Genomic DNA, 21,444 nt, shown 5'->3' on the forward strand with positions numbered 1-21,444 from the left:
GGACGCTGTCTTCGGTTGAGGTTCGTTGGCTAAGTTACGCTGCGGGCAGGCACCCCGGCAGTGCTTTCGTGTGACGATCGTAGGCCCGTGTTGACGGCTCGAATGCCAGGACGGTGGTAGTGTGCGCGCCTCCCTCATCCAGATCGCAGTAGAACCGGACGAATCCGTCAATGCCCGCAGAGACCGAGCGGCTTCGCTGGTCGTCTCCCAGCGGGGTGCGGACCTGGTGGTTCTCCCCGAGCTCTGGCCGGTAGGCGCCTTCGCCTACACCGCTTTCGCGGACGAGGCCGAACCCTTCGAGGGCCCCACGCACCAGTTGATGGCGAAGGCCGCGGCGGAGGCCGGGGTCTGGCTGCACGCCGGTTCCTTCGTCGAGCGGGCCGCGGACGGCACCCTCTACAACACCTCGCTGGTCTTCTCGCCCGAGGGCGAGCGGGTGGCCTCGTACCGCAAGATCCACCTCTTCGGCTTCGACAAGGGCGAGGCGGTGATGATGGGCGCGGGCGAGGAACTGGTCACGGTCGCCCTGCCGCAGACCACGCTGGGCCTCGCCACCTGTTACGACCTGCGCTTCCCGGAACTGTTCCGCGGGCTCGTCGACGCGGGCGCCGAGACCCTGGTCGTCGCGGCCGGCTGGCCGGAGCGCCGCCGCGCCCACTGGACGCTGCTGGCCCAGGCCCGCGCCGTCGAGAACCAGGCGTACGTCCTGGCCGTCGGCACCGCGGGCACCCATGCCGATGTCCCGCAGGCCGGGCACAGCATCGTCGTCGACCCGTGGGGCGAGGTGCTGGCCGAGGCGGGCGCGGGCGAGGAGATCCTTACCGTGGAGTTCGACCCGGCCAGGACCGCCACCACGCGGGAGCAGTTCCCGGCCCTGAAGGACCGCCGCCTGGGCCTCGCCCCGCCGCGCTGACTCACAGGCGTCGGCTCACCCCTCCTTGTCCGCGAGCACGATCACGCACAACGACACGGCGATGAGCAGCGCCGCGTCGGCGTCCTCGCGGACGACGTCGATCCCGTACGTGTCGCGGACCGTGAGCCAGCGACGGGAGATCTGGGCGAGCAGCTCCCCGTCGTAGTCGATGGCGAACTCGCGGTCCAGAATGCGCCCGCTGACGTCGAGTTCGGTGCCGTCGACCAGCGTCACCCGGTAGTGGTTGCGCAGCAGTGACAGCCGCTTCCGCTTGACCTCGGCGAGCTCTTCGCCGTCGCGTTCGATGACCATCGTGTCGCGCAGGCTGATCAGCTTCTGCCGCAGTTCGATGAGAATCCGGCCCTGCGCGTCCTTCAGCTCGAAGGTGTCCCGCATCCGCATGGCCTTGCCGTCGACCAGGAAGACCTTGCGCCCCTCGGTGTCCTTGATCCAGTAGTCGTCACCGACGGCGAACAGTCGCTCACGTACGAGAAGTCTCATGGCTGACAGGGTCCCCGAGCCCCCACCGGAATGCGTGCAGGGCGCGGTGATGTTGACTGTCGGTATGGCTACACGTGCGCGCGTCCGGGCCCCCGAGCTGATCGGCAAGGGTGGCTGGCTGAATACAGGCGATACGCAGTACACCCTCGCTGACCTGCGAGGGCGCATTGTGATCTTGGATTTTTGGACGTTCTGCTGTGTGAACTGTCTGCATGTCCTCGATGAGCTGCGCGAGCTGGAGGAGAAGCACCGCGACACCGTGGTGATCATCGGCGTGCACTCGCCGAAGTTCGTGCACGAGGCCGAGCACCAGGCCGTCGTCGACGCCGTCGAGCGGTACGAGGTGCACCACCCCGTCCTGGACGATCCCGAGCTCGCCACCTGGAAGCAGTACGCCGTACGGGCCTGGCCGACGCTCGTCGTCATCGACCCCGAGGGGTACGTCGTCGCCCAGCACGCCGGTGAGGGGCACGCGCACGCCATCGAGAAGCTGGTCGAGGAGCTGGAGGCCGAGCACGGGGAGAAGGGCACGCTGCGGCGGGGCGACGGTCCCTATGTCGCTCCGGAGCCGGTGGCCACGTATCTGCGCTTCCCCGGCAAGGCGCTTGCCCTCCCCGACGGCGGCTTCCTGGTCTCCGACACCACCCGGCACCGGCTGGTCGAGCTGGACGAGGACGGCGAGACCGTCCGCCGGCACTTCGGTGCGGGCGAGCGCGGGCTGGTGGACGGCGGTCCTGACGAAGCCAGGTTCAGCGAGCCGCAGGGTCTCGCCGTGCTGCCCGACGGGCGTATCGCCGTCGCGGACACGGTCAACCACGCGATCCGTGCCCTCGATCTGGGGACGGGCCTGACGACCACGCTCGCCGGGACCGGCCGCCAGTGGTGGCAGGGGGCGCCGAGCCACGGCCCGGCCAGGGACATCGACCTCTCCTCGCCGTGGGACATCGCCTGGTTCGCCGACCGCCTGTGGATCGCGATGGCCGGCGTGCACCAGCTGTGGTCGTACGACCCCGGGACCCTGACCGTGCGGGTCGAGGCGGGCACGACGAACGAGGGGCTGGTCGACGGGCCCGCGGCCGAGGCGTGGTTCGCGCAGCCGTCCGGTCTCGCCACGTCCGTCGACGGGGAGCGGCTGTGGGTCGCGGACTCGGAGACCTCCGCTGTGCGGTACGTCGAGCGCGACGGCTCCGTCCACACCGCCGTCGGCACCGGGCTCTTCGACTTCGGTCACCGCGACGGCGCCGCCGAACAGGCGCTCTTCCAGCACCCGCTGGGCGTCACCGCGCTGCCGGACGGGTCCGTCGCCGTAAGCGACACGTACAACCACGCGCTGCGGCGGTACGACCCCGAGAGCGGCGAGGTCACCACTCTGGCTACGGACGTGCGCGAGCCGAGCGACGCGGTGCTGGTCGACGGCGACCTGGTCGTCGTGGAGTCGGCCCGCCACCGGCTGACCCGGCTGCTGCTGCCCGAAGAGGCCGTACGCGTCGCGGGCGAGGCCCACCGGACGCAGCGGGCGGCCACCGAGGTCGCTCCGGGAGCGCTCCGGCTCGATGTGGTCTTCCAGGCGCCGGCCGGGCAGAAGCTGGACACCCGGTACGGTCCCTCGACCCGGCTGCTCGTCTCCTCGACCCCGCCCGAGCTGCTGGCGAAGGGCGCTGGCCCCGGCACCGATCTGTTCCGCGATCTGGTCCTGGCGGACGGGGTCACCGAAGGCGTGCTGCACGTCTCGGCGATGGCGGCGTCCTGCGACGACGACCCGGAGAACGAGTACCCGGCCTGCCATGTCCACCAGCAGGACTGGGGCGTCCCGCTCCGCGTGACCGCCGAGGGCACGTCCCGGCTGCCGCTGGTGCTCGCGGGCATGGACGCCTGACCTCTGCCGGATGACCGTGTGACGGCGGTGCAACCCGTGTGACGGTGGTGCATCCGGGTACGCGGGCGGGCCCGCGTCCGGTGGGAATCCACCGGACCGGGCCCGCGGGCCGTTCGGGGGGCCGGCCCGCGCCCCGTTCGGGGTGGTGGGCGCCCGCGCTCCGCTCAGGGAGCCGGTACTCAGAAGTCGTCGGCGCCGTTGCGGAGTTCGGGGGTCCAGTAGCCGGTCGCCCAGACGGCCGGGTCGACGGCGATGCCACCGGAGCCGGGCGCCTTCACGGCGGCCATGCCGTCGCCGCCCTCGAGCCAGACGGAGAAGGCCGACACCGGCTCGGTCTCCTCGTCCACGCCACCGTCGGACAGCTTCACCAGGGCGTACGCGGGGGCACCGGCCTCCAGCACGACGGGGGCGGCCGGCTTGCTCTTGGCGACCGCGGGCACGTCCTCCTTGTGGCTCTCCAGGAACTGGACCTTGGGGAAGCCCTTGATCGTGCAGCTGTGGCCGGAGGTGTTCTTCGCCGTCAGGACGATGTGCGTGTAGGGCGGGCCGTCCTGGCGGGCGGCGCTGATGGCGACGTCCTTGGTGGTGCAGGTCGGGGCGGACGCGGCGGCGCCGTCACCGGTGGACTTGTCGGCGGTGCCGGTGCCGGTGTTGCTGCCGGTGGTCTGCGCGGCGGCGGTGTCCTTCGTGGTGCCGGTGTCCTGCGAGGAGCCTGCGGCCGCGGCGGCCGGTGCGGAGCTGCTGTCCGCCGGGCCGGCGGACTTCGTGCCGCCGTCGTCCCCGCCACAGGCGGTGAGGGCGAGGGCGAGCACTGCCGTGGTCGCGGCGGCGAGCAGGGTGGAGCGGTGACGGGACGTACGCATGAGAGTTCCCCCGGGTCGGTGATGGGAGTCCGACGCGTCCGGTGGTCCGGCCCGACGGTCGACGGTCTGAGTGGCGCAGTGGTCCGGAGCCGCCCCGCGTGCTGCGGTGGGACGCCCCTGACCTGCTGACATTCATGAGTCTGCCGTCCGGCGGTGACGTTTCGCTGTCGTGCCGCTAACGTCCGGCCGATCTCCCGCCGATGTCCGGCTTTCGTGCCCCGGGCACGCCCCCTCGGCCCGCGTGCGTCAGCCGTCGTCGGAGAGCCTGCGGACCGCCTGCTCGTACCGCTTGCCGTGGTCCGGCTCCGCCGTGACCTGCCACAACGCGCCGAGGGCCCGTACCGCGCCGTCGCTGAATCCGGCCTCCTCCGCCTCCCGGGCGGCCCGCTCCAGCAGCCGGATGCCGTCGTCCTTCGCGCCCAGCGCCAAATGGGCCTCGCCGCAGACGGTCGTCAGCAGCACCCGTCGGGCCGCCTCCTCGTGCTCCGGGCCGAGATCGAGGGCGGCCCGGGCGGCGTCGAGGGCTTCCTGCGGCCGGTTCGCGGCGAGCTGCATCCGGGCGAGGTGTTGCAGGGCCAGCATCTCGGTGTGGGCGTCCCGCTCCTCGCGGCCCAGCTCGATGGCGCGTGCGCAGCCCTCCAACGCCAGCTCCACGTCGCCCTGTTCGGCCTGCACGATGGCCAGGTTGATCAGCGCGGTCGCCTCGCCGAGGCGGTCGTCGGCCTGCCGGGCGAGGCCCGGGGAGCGCTCCAGCAGGGCGACGGCGTCGGCGGTCCTGCCCTCCTCGGTCAGGACCCAGCCCAGCAGCGTCGTCACCCGTGACTCGGCGTACGGATCGTCGAGGGCGCGCGCGGCGGCGAGGGCCGTCTCCAGCATCGGCGTCCAGTTGTCCCGTACCCGCCACACCACCTGGGGCCACTGGAGCAGGATGATCCGCCAGGACCGGTCGTCGAGTCCGGCGGTACGGGCCGCGGCGGCGGCCAGGGTCAGATCCTCGCGTTCCGTGGCCAGCCAGTTCATCGCCTCCGCCCGGTCGGCGAAGTCCCGTACGGCGCTGGGGCGGTGGAAGCCGTCCGGGAGGAGGAAGCAGGACTCGCCTCCGGGTTCGGCCGTGTCCGCGGCGGCGAGCGCGGTCGCGATGTAGTGGTCGAGGACGCTGATGAGGGCTTCGCGCCCCGATGCCGGGTCCAGGCCACGGGCGTACAGGCGCACGAGGTCGTGCAGGACCCAGCGGCCGGGCGCCGTCTCGGTGACGAGGTGGGCGGCTCCGAGCCGTTCCAGCGCGGTTGCCGCGGTGACCGGGTTGCTGCCGGCGAGCGCGGCGGCCGTGTACGGGTCGAAGTGGCCACCGGGGTGGTGGCCGAGGCGGGCGAACTGGTGGACGGCCTCGGGCGGCAGCTGCTGCACGGTCAGGCGCAGCGCGGCGGAGACACCGGTGTCCTCGCCTTCGAGGTAGGCCAGCCGGTTCTGTTCGTCGGCCAGTTCGGCGGCCGTACCGGCCAGGGTGCGCTGGGGGCGGCCCGACAGGCGCGCCGCCGTGACCCGCAGGGCGAGCGGCAGTCCGCCGCAGAGCTCGGCGAGACGGCGGGCCGCCACCGGTTCGGCGAGGACCCGCTCCTCACCGAGTACGCCGGCCAGCAGGGCCACACCGTCCTGCGGGCCGAGGATGTCGAGCGGGACGGGCCGGGCCGCGTCCGAGGCGATGATGCCTTCGAGCCGGTGGCGGCTGGTGACCACGGTGACGCAGTCGGTACCGCCCGGCAGCAGCGGCCTGAGCTGGGCGGAGTCGCGGGCGTTGTCGAGTACGACGAGCAGACTGCGCCGGGCGGTCATCGAGCGGAAGAGCGCGGCCGCGGCCGGGACGGATTCGGGTACGCGGCGCGGTGCGACGCCGAGCGCGAGCAGGAACTCACGCAGGATCTCCAGCGGTTCGGGCTCGCCGGTGTCGCTGAATCCGCGCAGATCGGCGAAGAGTCGTCCGTCGGGGAAGGCCACGACGTTGCGGTGCGCCCACTGGAGGGCGAGCGCGGTCTTGCCGATGCCCGTCGGTCCGGTGACCAGACAGATGGGGGCCTCGCCCGCCGCGGCCCGGGACAGCGAGGCCAGTTCGAGGAGCCGCCCGTGGAAGCCGCGGGGTGCGCGGGGCAGCAGGTCGGCAGTGTGGGGCTCGCCGCCGGGGTGCGCCGGGGCGAGGGCGCGTGCGGGGGTGAGGGGCGCCGGCACGTCGACGCCGATGGCCGCCGGGCGGAGCTGCGTGGGCCCGGGGCCGTCGTCGGAGTGCCGGCCGGCCTCGGGGTCGCCTCGCAGGATCAGCGCGTACGCGTCGGCGAGCTCCCGCCCGGGGTCGACGCCCAGCTCGTCGGCGAGCAGCCGCCGGGTGCGGTGGAACCAGTCCAGGGCCTCCGACTGCCGCCCGGACCGGTACAGGGCCGTCATCAGCGCCGCCGCCAGCGACTCCCGCATCGGGTGCGCCACGGCTTCCGCCCGCAGCACCGCTGCGGCCCGGTTGTGCTCCCCCAACCGGGCGTAGGCACCGGCCAGTTGCTCGACCGTGGCCAGCCGCGACTCCTCCAGGGAGTGCGCGGCCGCCTGGAGCGGCGGACCGGCGAACACCCCCGTGAGCGGTGGCCCCTGCCACAGCGCGAGGGCTTCCTTGAGCATCAGCACGGTGTCGGTGGCGCTACGCTGCTCCCGCGCCAGCATGAGCAGCTCCTCGAATCGCTGCGAGTCGAGCAGCGATTCCGGCACCCGCAGCAGATAGGCGTCACCGAGCGTGGTCAGTTCCACCTCGTGCGCCTCGGCGTCGGCCTCCATGAGGAGGGCGCGCAGCCGGGACACATGGCCCTGGATGACGGTACGGGCGTGCAGGGGTGGTTCGTCGTCCCACAGCGCGTCCGTCAACTGGGATATGGATACGGGGGTGTTGGCGCGCAGCAGCAGGGCGGCGAGCAGGCTTCGGCGTTTGGCGGGCCCGAGCGGGAGGGGGCCCGAGAGTGTGTCGATGGAGACGGTGCCGAGCAGCCGGAACTCCACGAGTGCCTCTCAGTGGGGGGAGGACGCACCCGGTCGGGGCGCGCGTACACCCAAGAATATCGAGGCGCAGATGCGTTCGGATGCCAGGTCGTCCCAGGTGGCCGGTTCTAACGGCGCTCGTCATCCGGCACGACCGCGGTGGGCGGTACGACCAGGCGGCGGCGGCGCGCGATGCTCGCGTAGGCGAAGACGCCGATGAGGCCGACGATCATCATGATCCAGCCGACCAGATCGACGTTGACGGTGTCCATTTCCCAGTCGGTGGCGAAGGCGAGAACGGCCCCTGCGCCGATGAGGATGATGCACCCTCCGAGTCCCATGATGTCTGCCTCCTCGATGGCCCGGAGGCTCCGGGCCGGTCTGTGGATCGTGTACCCGGCCCGGCAACGGCCATGCCCCGGGCGGCAGCGGCGAGTTCTTCGAGGGATGCCGTTCGCAAGCGGCCACCACCCACTGGTCGACCGCGCAGCAGCTCGCCGCCGACCATCCGATGATCGAGGTCTATGCCGATCCGATTTTCATTCGCGAAGGGGATGTGTGGACCGGCGCGGGGATCAGCTACCTGCCTCGATCTGTCGCTCGCCCTCATCGCCGACGACCTCGGCGAGGCCACCGCGCTGCGCGTCGCCCGGCAGCTCGTGATGTACCTGAAGCGGCCTTGGGCAGAGCCAGTTCAGTGTTCCGCTGGAACTCGGCACGACGCCGACCGAGTACCGGCGCCGGTTCCGGACCAGCCCGGTATGACCACCGGTCCGGGTCCGACTCCGGTTCCGACTCCGGGTCCGTATCCGAGCGTGCGCTCGCCTCCGTGACGAAAGAGAAACGTGGCGCTACCTAGCGGTAACAAGCCAGGGCGTGCCAGATTCCGTATGCCACCGGCCGGCGGCTGTCCCCCGCTTCTCTGCACCGACGCAGGAGAACAACAGCCATGCGCTCATCCCCCTACCGCGCCGTTCACGGGCTTCTCGCTCTCTCCCTCGCCGCCGCGGCGGCACTGACGGCCGCCGGCGTCTCCCCCGCCGTCGCGAGCCCCGGCTCAGGGCCCACCGCCGTCGTGACGATGGGCGACAGCTACATCTCCGGCGAGGCCGGCCGCTGGCAGGGCAACAGCCTTACCGCCGGCGGGAACCACGACGGGACCGACCGGGCATGGACGGGGAGTGGGTACGACCCGAGCCGCGTCTACGGCACCACGGCGGCGAACGGCTGCCACCGCTCGGACTCCGCCGAGGTCAATGGCGCGGCCGGTGCGGTGGGGGCGTTGATCAACATCGCCTGCTCGGGCGCCACGACCCAGAACGTCTTCCGGGCGGCGAACGGCGGCGTTTCCTACAAGGGCGAGGCTCCGCAGGCCGACCAGCTCGCCGGTATCGCGGCAGCCCACGACGTGAAGCTGATCGTCCTGTCCGTCGGCGGCAACGACCTGGGCTTCGCGGACATCATCAGGAGCTGCGCGACCGACTACATCGTCTGGTACTCGTACTGCCACGACGACCAGCAGGCCGCCGTCGACTCGAAGATCAACACAGTCATGGCGGACGTCGGCAAGTCCGTCGACGAGATCCGCGCGGTCATGTCCGGGGCCGGATACGCCGCGTCGGACTACCGGATCGTGCTCCAGTCCTATCCCTCTCCCATCCCGCGCGGCGCCGAGAACCGCTACGCGGAGAGCGGCTGGAGCCGTACGAACACGGGCGGCTGCCCCTTCTGGAACAAGGACTCCGACTGGGCGCGCGACTCGCTCGTCCCCCAGGTCGCCGGCCGCCTCAAGGGCGTCGCCACCACCAAGGGCGTGCAGTTCATGGACCTGCGGGACATGCTCCAGGGCCGCGAGGTGTGCGCGAGGACCAGCAAGCTGGTCAGCTCGACCGCGCCCGCGTCGGCCACGACGAGCGAGTGGGCCCGCTGGATCGACAGCAACGAGACCCAGGGCCCGGTGCAGGAGTCCGTACACCCCAACTACTACGGGCAGTTGGCGCTCGGCCGCTGCCTCACGCTGATCCACGCCCGGCCGAGCGGCAACTACAGCTGCCGCAACACGGCGGGGGCGGGCGCCTCCGGCATGTATCTGACCACGGTCTCGTAGGGCCCGGAATGAAGGGCGCCCCCTGTCGAAGGCATGACCCACGCCTTCGACAGGGGGCGCCCGTGGTGTCAGCCCGCCAGGAACGCCGTGAGCGCGTTCGCCAGCAGGTACGGGTCGTCCGCGCCGCACAGCTCTCGGGCGCTGTGCATCGACAGGATCGCGACGCCGACGTCGACGGTCTGGATGCCGTGACGGGCCGCAGTGATCGGTCCGATCGTCGTGCCGCACGGCATCGCGTTGTTGGAGACGAACGTCTGCCACGGCACGCCGGCCTTCTCGCACGCCGCCGCGAACACGGCCCGGCCGCTGCCGTCGGTCGCGTACCGCATATTGACGTTGACCTTGAGGATCGGTCCGCCGTTGGCCACCGGGTGGTGCGTCGGGTCGTGGCGCTCCGCGTAGTTCGGGTGCACCGCGTGACCGGTGTCGGAGGAGAGGCAGACGGTGCCGGCGAAGGCACGGGCGCGGTCTTCGAGGGTGCCGCCGCGCGCGAACACGGAGCGCTCCAGGACGGTGCCGAGCAGCGGGCCGTCGGCGCCGGTGTCGGACTGCGAGCCGTTCTCCTCGTGGTCGAAGGCGGCGAGCACCGGGATGTACGGGATCTCGTCGTCCGGCTGACCGGCGACGGCGGCGAGCGCGGCGGTCGCCGCGTGCACGGAGAGCAGGTTGTCCATCCGGGGGCCGGCCAGCAGCTCCCGGTCCCGGCCCAGATAGGAGGGCGGCTCGATTGCGTGCGGCATCAGGTCCCAGCCGGTCACGTCCTCGGCGTCGACGCCCGCCTCCTCGGCGACGAAGCGGATGAGGTCGCCCTCCTCGACGTCACCGAGTCCCCAGATCGGCTGCATGTGCTTCTGCCGGTCGAGCTTGAGGCCGTCGGTGTTGGCCGACCGGTCCAGGTGGACGGCCAGCTGCGGTACGCGCAGGAGCGCCCGGTCGATGTTGACCAGCCGGTGGGTGCCGTCCCGCAGCGAGATCCGGCCGGCGAGGCCCAGGTCCCGGTCGAGCCAGGTGTTCAGGAGCGTCCCGCCGTAGATCTCGACGGCGACCTGGCGCCAGCCGTACGAACCGGTGTCGGGCAGCGGCTTCACCCGGAGGTTCGGCGAGTCGGTGTGCGCTCCGGCGATCCGGAACGGGGTGTGCGCCTCGGCGCCCTCCGGCACGTACCAGGCGATGATCGCCCCGCCCCGCAGCACGTACTTCCCACCGGTGGAGGCGTCCCAGGCCGCGGTCTCCTCGACCTGCCGGAAACCGGCCTTCTCCAACCGCGCCGCGGCGGAAGCCACCGCGTGGTAGGGGGAGGGGCTGGCCATCAGGAAGGCCATCAGGTCGTCGGTGTGCCCGCGGTCGAAGCGGAGGGGAGAACTCATGTTCTTCACTGTAACGACGATCGAACGCCGCCCGCCGGGGGTCTAGAGCTCGTCGATGGCGGTCAGGTCGATGTTGATGTCGTACGGAACGGAGAGCTTGAGGCGGTCGTGGTGGACGCCGGTGGAGACGTAGGTCTTGTTGACCGGGTCCAGCTCGTAGGTGTGGACCGTGGGATGGTCGTGCTCACCAGTCATTTCGACGAGCCAGAAGTGCTTGATGCCCGCGCCGGCATACTTGCGCGGCTTGGTGTCGCGGTCGCGGTCCTCGGAGTCGGGGGAGACGACCTCGACCGCGAGCAAGACGTCGGCAGCTTGGTAGCGGGTCTGCCGCTGGTCCTTGTCCGCCTCTGCCATGACGACGAGGAGGTCGGGCTCCGGAGCGTTGCGCTTGCCGAGTACCACGGCCATTTCTCGGCGCACCCGCAGATCCTCGGGGACGTGCTGGCGCAGCCCCTGTTCCAGCAGATACATAGCCAGCGTGTGGAACTTGCGCTGTGGACTCACGAAAACCAGGCTCCCGTCGATCAGCTCTGTGTGCGGCGGGAGGTCGTGAAGTGTGAACAAGTCGTCCGCGGTGTAGCCGTCCTCGGGCGGGACCGGCCACTTGGAATCGTCGCGCCGCAGCTGCGACGCTTCGGGCAGTGCCTCGGCGGTCATGGTTCCTCCCATGGACGGGATTCTCGGCGCTGCACTCAGCGTACCCAGCTGATACGACAGCGCCGCCACCCGAAAGGATTTCGGGTGGCGGCGCCGGTTGACGGATCGTGCGGGCCGCAGGACTAGAACGCGGCCTCGTCCAGCTCCATCAGCGAGTTGTCGATGCTCTCCGCGAGCGCGCGCTCGGCGCCGACGCCCGGCAGGATGTTCGCGGCGAAGAACTTCGCGGCGGCGATCTTGCCCTGGTAGAAGGCGACGTCCTTCGGGGACGCGGTCGGCAGCTTCTCGGCGGCCACGGCCGCGCCCTTGAGCAGCAGGTAACCGACGACGACATCGCCGGAGGCCATCAGCAGGCGGGTGGTGTTGAGGCCCACCTTGTAGATGTTCCTGACGTCCTCGCCGGTCGCGGTGAGGTCGGTGATCATCGTGCCGACGATCGCCTCCAGGTCCACGGCCGCCTTGGCGAGCGAGTCGACCGAGGCGCTGAGCTCCTCGTTGCCCTGGTTCTCGGCGAGGAACTTCTTGATCTCCTCGGAGAGCGTGTTCAGCGAGGCGCCCTGGTCGCGGACGATCTTCCGGAAGAAGAAGTCCTGGCCCTGGATCGCCGTCGTGCCCTCGTAAAGGGTGTCGATCTTGGCGTCGCGGATGTACTGCTCGACCGGGTACTCCTGGAGGTAACCGGAACCACCGAAGGTCTGGAGCGACTGCGCGAGCTGCTCGTACGACTTCTCGGAGCCGTAGCCCTTCACGATCGGGAGCAGCAGGTCGTTGAGGCCGTGCAGCGCCTTCGCGTCCTCGCCCGCGGACTCCTGCTCCTGGATCGCGTCCTGGACCGTGGCGGTGTACAGCACGAGGGAGCGCATGCCCTCCGCGTACGCCTTCTGCGTCATGAGCGAGCGGCGCACGTCGGGGTGGTGCGTGATGGTGACCTTGGGCGCCGTCTTGTCCATGAACTGCGAGAGGTCCGTGCCCTGGACGCGCTCCTTGGCGTACTCCAGCGCGTTCAGGTAACCCGTCGAGAGCGTCGCGATGGCCTTCGTGCCGACCATCATGCGGGCGAACTCGATGATGCGGAACATCTGGCGGATGCCGTCGTGCTTGTCACCGATCAGCCAGCCCTTGGCGGGGTGCTGGTCGCCGAACGTCATCTCGCACGTGTTGGACGCCTTGAGGCCCATCTTGTGCTCGACGTTCGTCGCGTACACGCCGTTGCGCTCGGCCAGCTCACCGGTGGTCCAGTCGAAGTGGAACTTCGGGACCATGAAGAGCGACAGGCCCTTGGTGCCCGGGCCCGCACCCTCGGGGCGCGCCAGCACGTAGTGAATGATGTTCTCGGACATGTCGTGCTCGCCCGAGGTGATGAAGCGCTTCACACCCTCGATGTGCCAGGAGCCGTCCTCCTGCTCGACGGCCTTCGTGCGGCCGGCGCCGACGTCCGAACCCGCGTCGGGCTCGGTCAGCACCATCGTCGAGCCCCACTGCTTCTCGACGGCGATCTCCGCGATCTTCTTCTGCGCCTCGTTGCCCTCGTCGAAGAGGATGCCGGCGAAGGCCGGGCCGGAGGAGTACATCCAGACGGCCGGGTTCGCACCGAGCAGCAGCTCCGCGTAGCCCCAGATCAGAGAGCGCGGCGAGGTGGTGCCGCCGATCTCCTCGGGCAGGCCCAGACGCCAGTACTCGGAGTCCATGAACGCCTGGTACGACTTCTTGAAGGAGGCCGGGACCGGAGCGGTGTTGGTCTCCGGGTCGAAGACCGGCGGGTTGCGGTCGGCGTCCGCGAAGGAGTCGGCGAGCTCGTTCTCCGCGAGGCGGTTGACCTCGTCGAGGATGGTCTTCGCGGTGTCGACGTCCATCTCGGCGAACGTGCCGGTGCCGTACACCTTGTCGCGCCCGAGGACCTCGAAGAGGTTGAACTCGATGTCGCGGAGATTCGACTTGTAGTGCCCCATTGGGAAGGCTCCGTAATCAATAGCAGTGGCGCGCAGCGCCCCGGGGAGGGGTGAGGGTCGGGCGACGAGCTGGCGTGGGTATATCAGCTGACCTCTACGATGATGCTACCCGTCAGTAATAAGACGCAACCCCTCAAGGGGTTGATGTGTCCGATTACTCTTTGCGGCATGTACGGCTATGACCAGACCCCGGGCGCGCAGCAGCAGATGGGTGGCGGCTACGGCGAGCAGCCGCTGTACCCCGAACCGTCACCGCCGTCCCTGGCGGACGCGGTCCGGGCCTTCACCACGGGCTCCCTGTCCGCGGAGGACTTCCAGCAGATCTTCGCGACCTCGAAGGTCTACTGCCCGCGCGGGGACAACCCGGGCTTCCTGGCCCTGCACAACACCCAGCAGCCGGTGATTCCCATGTTCACCACGCTCAAGGAGCTGCGGCTGTACGCGGGCAAGGAGTCCAAGTACTTCGTGATCACCGGAGCCGAGGTGATCGACCTGCTGCCCACCGGCTACGGCTTCGTCCTCGACATGGAGGGCGATCACCGCATGGTCTTCGACGCCAAGGCCGTGGAGCAGATGGTCGACTTCGCGATGCGTCGTATGTACGGCTAGGGCCTCTCGTTTCGTTGGCGGCTGAGTTGCGGCTGTCCCGAAGGGTCCGTACCGATGGGGTGCGGGCCCTTTGTGCTGCCCGGACGCGGGCGGGAATGCATCCCCCCTTGCAGGATGTTCACCATTCAACTAAATTGGAATCAGGACAATCCCGGAGGTGGCTTCCCATGCCCGCAGTGACCGTCGAAAACCCGCTGAGTCTGCCCAAGGTCGTGGCCCAGGGCGACGCCGTGGCCCGTCCCGTGCTCGCGGTCACGACCGCGCCCACCGGGTTCGAGGGGGAGGGCTTCCCGGTGCGCCGCGCCTTCGCGGGCATCAACTACAAGCACCTCGACCCGTTCATCATGATGGACCAGATGGGTGAGGTGGAGTACGCGGCCGGCGAGCCCAAGGGCACTCCCTGGCACCCGCACCGCGGCTTCGAGACCGTCACCTATCTGATCGACGGCACCTTCGTCCACCAGGACAGCAACGGTGGCGGCGGCACCATCGAGAACGGCGACACCCAGTGGATGACCGCCGGCTCCGGGCTGCTGCACATCGAGGCCCCGCCGGAGTCCCTCGTCATGTCCGGCGGCCTCTTCCACGGCCTCCAGCTCTGGGTGAACCTCCCCAAGGCCGACAAGATGATGGCGCCCCGCTACCAGGACATCCGCGGCGGCCAGGTCCAGCTCCTCGCCTCCCCGGACGGCGGCGCGCTGCTCCGTGTCATCGCCGGTGAGCTCGACGGGCACGAGGGCCCCGGGATCACCCACACCCCGATCACGATGATCCACGCCACCGTCCGCCCCGGCGCCGAGGTGACCCTGCCGTGGCGCGAGGACTTCAACGCCCTCGCGTACGTGCTGGCCGGGCGCGGCACGGCCGGTGCCGAGCGCCGGCCGGTCCACAAGGGGCAGACCGCCGTCTTCGGCAGCGGTTCCTCGCTGACCGTCCGCGCGGACGAGGCACAGGACGGCAATACCCCCGACCTGGAGATCGTCCTGCTCGGCGGCCGTCCGATCCGTGAGCCGATGGCGCACTACGGGCCGTTCGTGATGAACAGCCAGGCCGAGCTGAAGCAGGCGTTCGAGGACTTCCAGGCCGGCCGTCTCGGCACGGTGCCCGCGGTCCACGGAATGTGACACCCCGTCCGCCCGCCGGGGCGCGGGTGACGGACCGTCACCCGTGCGCCCGTGCGGGCGGGCCACCGCGCCCGCACCGTGGTCGGGTGGGAGAGTGCATACCCAGAAGCCTCTCCTGCCCGACGGGGCGCGCCGGACAGCCGCCTGGTGCGGCGTCGTGCTTCTCGTCGCCGGTGTCGCCGCAGTAGCCGTCTGGCTGTGCATCGTGCTCAAGACGGCCGTCACGCCGGTCCTGCTCGCGCTGCTCGGTACGGCCCTGCTCGGCCCCGTCCACCGCTGGCTGACCGCCCACAAGGTGCACCGTTCGGTGGCCGCCGGGCTGACCTGCGCAGCGCTCGTCGGAGTGGTCGGCGGCGCCGGGTACATCGTCGTCACCGCGCTCATCGACACCGGCGGCCAGATCGTGGACTCGCTCAAGGACGCGGGCCAATGGGTCATCGACCACTTCGGAGTCGCGGACGACACGAACGTGGACGACCTCGCCGACAACGCCAAGAACCTCGTCGAGAAGTTCGGCGCCAGCGCGGCGGGCGGCCTGCTCAGCGGACTCAGCCTGGTCGCCTCTCTCCTGGCCACCGGCGTCCTGGCCCTGCTGCTCACCTTCTTCTTCCTGCGCGACTCCGACCGGGCCGCGAACCTTGCCCACACCCTCGCCCCGCGCGGCACAGGCGATCTGGTGGAGGCCATGGGGCGGCGGGCCTTCGAGGCCGTCGAGGGCTTCATGCGGGGCACCACGTTCATCGCGCTGATCGACGCCCTCTTCATCACGGTGGGCCTGCTGATCCTGGACGTCCCGGGCGCGGTGGGGCTGGGGGCGCTGGTCTTCGTCGGGGCCTATATCCCGTACCTCGGGGCGTTCCTCTCCGGCGCCGTGGCTGTCCTGGTCGCGCTCGCCGACCGGGGGATCGTGATCGCGCTCTGGGTCCTGGGGGTGGTGCTGGCGGTCCAGGTGCTGGAGGCCCACCTCCTCCAGCCGATGATCCAGAGCCGTACGGTCCAGATGCACCCCGCCATGATCATGATTGCGCTGACCGCGGGCGCCAGCGTCGCGGGCGTCCTGGGCATGCTGCTCGCGGTGCCGTTGTGCGCGGCGGCGTTCGGAGTCATCGGGGAGCTCCGGAAGGGCTACGCGGCCCCGGAGCCCGACGACGGCCCGCCGCCGAGCCCGTCCGGCGGTTGAGGGCGCGGCCCCGGTCAGAGAGCCGGCAGCACCTCCGTCTCCAGCAGCTCGACCTCCTCCGCCTCCAGCAGCTCGAACCAGATCGACTTCCCCTCGCCCCGCGGGTCCACACCCCACGCGTCGGCCAGCATCTGCATCAGGACGAGGCCCCGCCCGCTGGACGCCATCTCCCCGGGCCGCCGCTTGTGCGGCAGCTCGTCGCTGCCGTCGGCGACCTCGACGCGCAGCCGCCGTTCGCCCCGTTCCCCGCTCGCCTCCGCGACCATCAGCGCGTCGCCGTCCGTGTGGACGAGCACATTGGTGGCCACCTCGGAGAGCATCAGCACCGCCGAGTCGACCTGTTCGGGGTCGGCCCAGTCGTGCAGCAGTTCGCGCAGCTGCTGCCGCGCCGCCGCGATCCGCTCCGGTTCGGCCTGGGCGATGGTCATCGCGGTGCGGCGCGGGGGCGCCTGCCGGGTCGTGGGGCCCTCGCGGCGGAGCACCAGGACGGCGATGTCGTCCTCGCGCCGGTCCACCAGTGGCCCCGTCGTGTAGTGGGACGTCGGGCCGTGCACGGCCTGTACGAGGGCGTCGGCGAGCTTCTCCAGGTCCTCGGTCGGCTCCTCCAGGACCGGCCGGAGCCGGTTCCAGCCGGTCGCCATGTCGTGCCCGCCGGTCTCGATGAGCCCGTCCGTGCACAGCATGATCGTTTCGCCCGGTTCCAGGACGACCCTGGTCGTCGGATAGTCCGAGTCGGCCTCGATACCCAGCGGCAGCCCGCCCGCTGTCTGCCGGATCACCGCGGTGCCGTCGACGCTGATCACCACCGGGTCCGGGTGGCCCGCCCGGGCGATGTCCAGGGTCCCGGTCTCCGGGTCGGCCTCCGCGTACAGACAGGTCGCGAAGCGCGGGGCGGCACGCTCGTCGCCGCCCCCCTGCTCCTCGGCGAGTCCGGCGAGGAAGCGCGAGGCCCGGGAGAGCACCGCGTCGGGGCGGTGCCCCTCGGAGGCGTAGGCGCGCAGGGCGATCCGTAGCTGGCCCATGAGCCCGGCGGCCCGTACGTCATGTCCCTGGACGTCGCCGATGACGAGCGCGATACGGCCGTTGGGGAGCGGGATCATGTCGTACCAGTCGCCGCCGACCTGGAGCCCGCCACCGGTCGGGATGTAGCGCGCGGCCACCGACATCCCGGGGATGTCGGGGCCGAGGGACGGCATCATCGAGCGCTGGAGCCCGAGCGACAGCTCGCGTTCGGTCTCGGCGGCCCCGGCGCGGTCCAGTGCCTGGGCGAGCATCCGGGCGACCGTTGTCAGCACGGCGCGCTCGTCCGGCGAGAAGGACACGGGGTGCCGGAACCCGGCCATCCAGGCGCCCATCACGTGGCCCGAGGCGACCAGCGGCAGGAAGGCCCAGGAGCGGCGCCCGAAGCGGCGGGCGAGCGGCCAGGTGGCGGAGAAGCGCCGGCGGTACTCGTCCGGCGACGGCAGATAGATCGCCCGCCCCGTCCGTACGACCTCGGCGGCCGGGTAGTCGGTGTCCAGCGGCATGTCGGCGAACGGGTCCTCGTCGCCCACGTTGTGCCCGTGGTGCCCGATGATCGTCAGCCGCTCTCCCGCGACGCCGAAGACGGCGAGGCCGTCCGGCGAGAACCCGGGCATCGAGAGTGACGCGGCGACCCGCAGCACCTCCTCGGTGGACCGCGCCTCGGCCAGTGCCCGGCCCGCGTCCAGCAGGAACGCCTCACGGGAGCGGCGCCAGTCCCCGGTGATGGCGGTGTGTTCGGCGGTGGAGTCCGGCTGCGGTTCGGCGACCTCCTGGAGGGTGCCCATCAGCACATAGCTCTCGGGGCCCCCGCCGGGGCGCAGGACCGGCCTCGACCGGCTGCGGACGATACGGAGTACGTAACCCCGCTCGTCCACGATCCGCAGCCTGGCCTCGGCGAGGGTGCCCTCGGTGACCGCGAGATTCACGACCCCGTAGATCTCGTTCCAGTCGACCGGGTGGAACCGGGAGCGCACCATGGACTCGCTGAAGTCGCCGGACTCGGCGGGCAGGCCGAGAAGCCGGGCCGCCTCCGCGTCGAGCGTGACTTTCCCGGCTTCGTTGTCCCAGCGCCACAGGCCGGTCGCGATCGCGGCCAGGACTTCCTCGGTGCGCATTGCCCCACTTTATGAAGATGTGCGCGCCGGACGCCACCGAAGGGACGGGGCGGCCGTCCGGCAGCTCGCGGCACCGCCTCCCGCGCCCGATGTGTCCCGGAAGATCTTGAAACGACAATGGCAATGCTGGCGTGTGGCTACGGGCGGTAGCCTGGGGTGGCTGAATCCACCTCGAATCGCTAAGACTGGATGAACGACGATGCATCGGTACAGGTCCCACACCTGCGGCGAGCTCCGCGCCTCTGACGTCGGCACCGACGTCCGGCTGAGCGGCTGGCTGCACAATCGCCGAGACCTGGGTGGCATCCTCTTCATCGATCTGCGTGACCACTACGGTCTGGTGCAGCTCGTCGCCCGCCCCGGCACTCCCGGCAACGACGCCCTGTCGAAGCTGACCAAGGAGACCGTCGTCCGGATCGACGGCAAGGTCTCCGCGCGCGGCGCCGACAACGTCAACCCGGAGCTCCCGACCGGTGACATCGAGATCGAGGTCACCGAGGTCGAGGTCCTGGGCGAGGCCGCCCCGCTGCCCTTCACGATCAACGCCGAGGACGGGGTCAACGAGGAGCGGCGTCTGGAGTACCGCTTCCTCGACCTGCGCCGCGAGCGCATGCACCGCAACATCATGCTGCGCTCGTCGGTCATCGCCTCCATCCGCTCCAAGATGGTGGCCCTCGGCTTCAACGAGATGGCGACCCCGATCCTCGCCGCGACGTCCCCCGAGGGCGCCCGCGACTTCGTGGTCCCCTCCCGGCTGAACCCGGGCAAGTTCTACGCGCTGCCGCAGGCCCCCCAGCAGTTCAAGCAGCTGCTGATGATCTCCGGCTTCGACCGCTACTTCCAGATCGCGCCGTGCTTCCGCGACGAGGACGCCCGCGCGGACCGTTCGCCCGGCGAGTTCTACCAGCTCGACGTCGAGATGTCGTTCGTCGAGCAGGAGGACGTCTTCCAGCCGATCGAGAAGCTCATGACCGAGCTCTTCGAGGAGTACGGCAACGGCCGCCACGTCACCTCGCCGTTCCCGCGCATCCCGTTCCGTGAGTCGATGCTGAAGTACGGCAACGACAAGCCGGACCTCCGCGCCCAGCTGGAGCTCGTCGACATCTCCGACGTCTTCGCGGACTCGGAGTTCAAGGCGTTCGCCGGCAAGCACGTCCGCGCGCTGCCGGTCCCGGACACCGCGGGCCAGTCCCGGAAGTTCTTCGACGGCCTCGGTGCGTACGCGGTCGAGCACGGCGCGAAGGGCCTCGCCTGGGTCCGGGTCGGCGAGGACGGCACGCTGGCGGGCCCGATCGCCAAGTTCCTCACCGAGACCGACATCAAGACGCTCACCGAGCGCCTGTCCCTCGTCCCCGGCCACGCCGTCTTCTTCGGCGCGGGCGAGTTCGACGAGGTCTCCAAGATCATGTCCGTCGTCCGCGTCGAGGCCGCCAAGCGCTCCGGCCACTTCGAGGAGGGCGTCTTCCGGTTCTGCTGGATCGTCGACTTCCCGATGTACGAGAAGGACGAGGAGACCGGGAAGATCGACTTCTCCCACAACCCGTTCTCCATGCCCCAGGGCGGCATGAAGGACCTGGAGGAGAAGGACCCGCTGGACATCCTGGCGTGGCAGTACGACATCGTCTGCAACGGCATCGAGCTGTCCTCCGGCGCCATCCGTAACCACGAGCCCGAGGTCATGCTGAAGGCCTTCGGCATCGCCGGCTACGAGGCCGAGACCGTCGAGCGGGAGTTCGCGGGCATGCTGCGCGCGTTCCGCCTCGGCGCCCCGCCGCACGGTGGCATCGCCCCGGGCGTCGACCGCATCGTGATGCTGCTCGCCGACGAGCCCAACATCCGCGAGACGATCGCCTTCCCGCTCAACGGCAACGCCCAGGACCTGATGATGGGCGCACCGTCCGAGCTGGACGAGACCCGTCTGCGTGAGCTGAACATCCAGCTCCGCAAGCCGGTCGCCGCGGCGAAGGACAAGACGGAGAAGTAGCCCGTCGTTGTTCCACGTGAAACAGCCCCCGGTCGTCAGGCCGGGGGCTGTTTCACGTGTGCGATACCGCTCACGGGGCCGGTGCACAGGAACACACAGCGCGTACCCATGCCCTTGCCAGCTCGGCTGCCTAGCCTCAACGCCCATGACAGAAAATCAGGGACCCGCACACAAGAAGGACCTGACCCGCCGGCGGGTCATCCTCGCCGGTGGCGCGGCCGTGGCCGCAGCCGGGATCGGAACCGCAGTCGTCGCGAACGCCTCGGCCGGCGAGAGCGGCAGCGGCGGTGCGAAGAAGGCGGCCGGGCAGAGCGAGGAGTGCTACCGGCTGACCTCGGAGACCACCGAAGGGCCGTATTACATCGACGCGGACAAGATCCGCCGGGACATCACCGAGGACAGGGAGGGCATCCCGATGACCCTCCGCCTGAAGGTCATCGACTCCGACACCTGTAAACCGGTCAAGCAGGCCGCCGTCGACATCTGGCACTGCGACGCCCTCGGCATCTACTCCGGCTACGAGAGCATGAGCACAGGCCCCGGCGGTGGCACGCCCCCGAGCGGCACGCCCACCGACATGCCCTCCGGCACTCCCACCGGCACGCCCCCGTCCGGTGAGCCCGGTGGCGGCGGCGCGCCCGGCGGCGGCCACAGCGAGCCCACCGACGACAAGCGGTATCTGCGGGGCACGCAGCTCACCGACAAGCACGGGTACGTGGAGTTCAAGACGGTCTTCCCCGGCTGGTACCAGGGCCGCGCCGTGCACATCCACACCAAGGTGCACGTCGGCGGGAAGATGACCGACGCCGGGTACGAGGGCGGACACACCTGCCACACCGGGCAGTTCTTCTTCGCGGAGAAGGCCGTGCTCGACTCGGCGAAGGTGGCGCCGTACTCGACGAGCACGACCACCCGCACCACCCTCACCGAGGACACCATCTACGACCAGAGCGGGGTCACGGGCGGGCTGCTGAAACTCAACTACGGCAAGGGGCGCATCGCGCGCGGTGTCATCGGCTCGATCACGATGGGCGTCGACCCGGACGAGACGCAGGACGGCACCGGGATCTGACCTGGCGGGGTGGCGTGTACAGCCGGATGGCCCGGCTGCGGATGCGTCAGGAACGGACCCGGCGAAGAATATCACCTGAGACTGCGTCAGCC

The 21,444-nt window shown here is 70.4% G+C and carries 16 protein-coding genes and 1 pseudogene; 9 read left to right on the forward strand and 8 right to left on the reverse strand.

Annotated features, from left to right (window positions below):
* Positions 1-121: 121 nt before the first annotated feature.
* A complete protein-coding gene (locus ACFT7S_RS02885; protein ID WP_382726088.1) occupies positions 122-913 on the forward strand; it encodes a carbon-nitrogen family hydrolase in 792 nt (263 codons plus the stop codon).
* 15 nt (positions 914-928) lie between these two features.
* On the opposite strand, the gene ACFT7S_RS02890 is transcribed toward ACFT7S_RS02885, so the two are convergent.
* The gene (locus ACFT7S_RS02890) at positions 929-1,414 is read right to left on the reverse strand and encodes an LURP-one-related/scramblase family protein (RefSeq protein ID WP_382726090.1); all 486 of its coding nucleotides are present in this window, start codon (positions 1,412-1,414) and stop codon (positions 929-931) included.
* A gap of 64 nt (positions 1,415-1,478) precedes the next feature.
* Here ACFT7S_RS02890 and ACFT7S_RS02895 point away from each other — a divergent pair, with 64 nt between their 5' ends.
* The gene (locus ACFT7S_RS02895; RefSeq protein ID WP_382726094.1) at positions 1,479-3,290 is read left to right on the forward strand and encodes an NHL domain-containing thioredoxin family protein; all 1,812 of its coding nucleotides are present in this window, start codon (positions 1,479-1,481) and stop codon (positions 3,288-3,290) included.
* A 179-nt stretch (positions 3,291-3,469) separates the two neighbouring features.
* Here ACFT7S_RS02895 and ACFT7S_RS02900 read toward each other — a convergent pair whose 3' ends face one another.
* The 3 genes from ACFT7S_RS02900 to ACFT7S_RS02910 all read right to left on the reverse strand — a co-directional run bounded on the left by ACFT7S_RS02900 (position 3,470) and on the right by ACFT7S_RS02910 (position 7,506).
* Positions 3,470-4,153, reverse strand: a complete 684-nt coding sequence (locus ACFT7S_RS02900; protein WP_382726096.1) for a DUF4232 domain-containing protein — start codon at positions 4,151-4,153, stop codon at positions 3,470-3,472.
* Positions 4,154-4,399: 246 nt separating this feature from the next.
* A complete protein-coding gene (locus tag ACFT7S_RS02905; RefSeq protein ID WP_382726098.1) occupies positions 4,400-7,186 on the reverse strand; it encodes a BTAD domain-containing putative transcriptional regulator in 2,787 nt (928 codons plus the stop codon).
* A 107-nt stretch (positions 7,187-7,293) separates the two neighbouring features.
* Positions 7,294-7,506 (reverse strand): DUF6458 family protein, encoded by a 213-nt coding sequence (locus ACFT7S_RS02910; protein ID WP_382726101.1) that lies wholly within the window; start codon positions 7,504-7,506, stop codon positions 7,294-7,296.
* Between the two features lie 122 nt (positions 7,507-7,628).
* On the opposite strand from ACFT7S_RS02910, the pseudogene ACFT7S_RS02915 reads away from it, so the two are divergent.
* Positions 7,629-7,876 (forward strand): annotated as a pseudogene (locus tag ACFT7S_RS02915) (AraC family transcriptional regulator); the annotation flags it as partial.
* A gap of 238 nt (positions 7,877-8,114) precedes the next feature.
* Entirely contained in the window at positions 8,115-9,272 is a 1,158-nt protein-coding gene (locus ACFT7S_RS02920) for a GDSL-type esterase/lipase family protein (RefSeq protein ID WP_382726103.1), read from the forward strand.
* Between the two features lie 68 nt (positions 9,273-9,340).
* Here the strand turns inward: ACFT7S_RS02920 and ACFT7S_RS02925 are convergent, their stop codons facing one another.
* The 3 genes from ACFT7S_RS02925 to ACFT7S_RS02935 form a co-directional block, all read right to left on the reverse strand.
* A complete protein-coding gene (locus tag ACFT7S_RS02925) occupies positions 9,341-10,639 on the reverse strand; it encodes a M18 family aminopeptidase (RefSeq protein ID WP_382726106.1) in 1,299 nt (432 codons plus the stop codon).
* A 42-nt stretch (positions 10,640-10,681) separates the two neighbouring features.
* Positions 10,682-11,308, reverse strand: coding sequence for a Uma2 family endonuclease (locus tag ACFT7S_RS02930; RefSeq protein WP_382726109.1), 627 nt, complete (start codon positions 11,306-11,308; stop codon positions 10,682-10,684).
* A 110-nt stretch (positions 11,309-11,418) separates the two neighbouring features.
* Positions 11,419-13,245: an acyl-CoA dehydrogenase gene (locus ACFT7S_RS02935; protein WP_382726111.1), complete on the reverse strand. Its 1,827-nt coding sequence runs from the start codon at positions 13,243-13,245 to the stop codon at positions 11,419-11,421.
* A 168-nt stretch (positions 13,246-13,413) separates the two neighbouring features.
* Here ACFT7S_RS02935 and ACFT7S_RS02940 point away from each other — a divergent pair, with 168 nt between their 5' ends.
* The 3 genes from ACFT7S_RS02940 to ACFT7S_RS02950 all read left to right on the forward strand — a co-directional run bounded on the left by ACFT7S_RS02940 (position 13,414) and on the right by ACFT7S_RS02950 (position 16,158).
* Complete coding sequence (locus tag ACFT7S_RS02940) at positions 13,414-13,854, forward strand: SseB family protein (RefSeq protein ID WP_382726114.1); 441 nt, start codon at positions 13,414-13,416, stop codon at positions 13,852-13,854.
* Between the two features lie 167 nt (positions 13,855-14,021).
* Entirely contained in the window at positions 14,022-14,978 is a 957-nt protein-coding gene (locus ACFT7S_RS02945; protein WP_382726117.1) for a pirin family protein, read from the forward strand.
* A gap of 94 nt (positions 14,979-15,072) precedes the next feature.
* Positions 15,073-16,158: an AI-2E family transporter gene (locus ACFT7S_RS02950; RefSeq protein WP_382726121.1), complete on the forward strand. Its 1,086-nt coding sequence runs from the start codon at positions 15,073-15,075 to the stop codon at positions 16,156-16,158.
* A gap of 14 nt (positions 16,159-16,172) precedes the next feature.
* Here the strand turns inward: ACFT7S_RS02950 and ACFT7S_RS02955 are convergent, their stop codons facing one another.
* Entirely contained in the window at positions 16,173-18,296 is a 2,124-nt protein-coding gene (locus ACFT7S_RS02955; protein ID WP_382726122.1) for a SpoIIE family protein phosphatase, read from the reverse strand.
* Positions 18,297-18,495: 199 nt separating this feature from the next.
* Here ACFT7S_RS02955 and aspS point away from each other — a divergent pair, with 199 nt between their 5' ends.
* Together aspS and ACFT7S_RS02965 are read left to right on the forward strand one after the other, a co-directional pair.
* A complete protein-coding gene (gene aspS / locus ACFT7S_RS02960; RefSeq protein ID WP_382726125.1) occupies positions 18,496-20,280 on the forward strand; it encodes an aspartate--tRNA ligase in 1,785 nt (594 codons plus the stop codon).
* 145 nt (positions 20,281-20,425) lie between these two features.
* Positions 20,426-21,352, forward strand: a complete 927-nt coding sequence (locus ACFT7S_RS02965; RefSeq protein WP_382726127.1) for an intradiol ring-cleavage dioxygenase — start codon at positions 20,426-20,428, stop codon at positions 21,350-21,352.
* Positions 21,353-21,444 lie beyond the last annotated feature (92 nt).

The sequence above is a fragment of the Streptomyces sp. NPDC057136 genome, assembly GCF_042670885.1.
Taxonomy (GTDB): Bacteria; Actinomycetota; Actinomycetes; order Streptomycetales; family Streptomycetaceae; genus Streptomyces.

Bases quoted from the DNA above. Each gene is read 5' to 3' on its own strand.
- ACFT7S_RS02920 (WP_382726103.1), top strand. From the start codon at position 8,115: ATGCGCTCATCCCCCTACCGCGCCGTTCACGGGCTTCTCGCTCTCTCC.
- ACFT7S_RS02940 (WP_382726114.1), top strand. From the start codon at position 13,414: ATGTACGGCTATGACCAGACCCCGGGCGCGCAGCAGCAGATGGGTGGC.
- ACFT7S_RS02965 (WP_382726127.1), top strand. From the start codon at position 20,426: ATGACAGAAAATCAGGGACCCGCACACAAGAAGGACCTGACCCGCCGG.
- ACFT7S_RS02955 (WP_382726122.1), bottom strand. From the start codon at position 18,296: ATGCGCACCGAGGAAGTCCTGGCCGCGATCGCGACCGGCCTGTGGCGC.
- ACFT7S_RS02935 (WP_382726111.1), bottom strand. From the start codon at position 13,245: ATGGGGCACTACAAGTCGAATCTCCGCGACATCGAGTTCAACCTCTTC.
- ACFT7S_RS02945 (WP_382726117.1), top strand. From the start codon at position 14,022: ATGCCCGCAGTGACCGTCGAAAACCCGCTGAGTCTGCCCAAGGTCGTG.
- ACFT7S_RS02930 (WP_382726109.1), bottom strand. From the start codon at position 11,308: ATGGGAGGAACCATGACCGCCGAGGCACTGCCCGAAGCGTCGCAGCTG.
- ACFT7S_RS02890 (WP_382726090.1), bottom strand. From the start codon at position 1,414: ATGAGACTTCTCGTACGTGAGCGACTGTTCGCCGTCGGTGACGACTAC.
- ACFT7S_RS02925 (WP_382726106.1), bottom strand. From the start codon at position 10,639: ATGAGTTCTCCCCTCCGCTTCGACCGCGGGCACACCGACGACCTGATG.
- ACFT7S_RS02895 (WP_382726094.1), top strand. From the start codon at position 1,479: ATGGCTACACGTGCGCGCGTCCGGGCCCCCGAGCTGATCGGCAAGGGT.
- ACFT7S_RS02900 (WP_382726096.1), bottom strand. From the start codon at position 4,153: ATGCGTACGTCCCGTCACCGCTCCACCCTGCTCGCCGCCGCGACCACG.
- aspS (WP_382726125.1), top strand. From the start codon at position 18,496: ATGCATCGGTACAGGTCCCACACCTGCGGCGAGCTCCGCGCCTCTGAC.
- ACFT7S_RS02910 (WP_382726101.1), bottom strand. From the start codon at position 7,506: ATGGGACTCGGAGGGTGCATCATCCTCATCGGCGCAGGGGCCGTTCTC.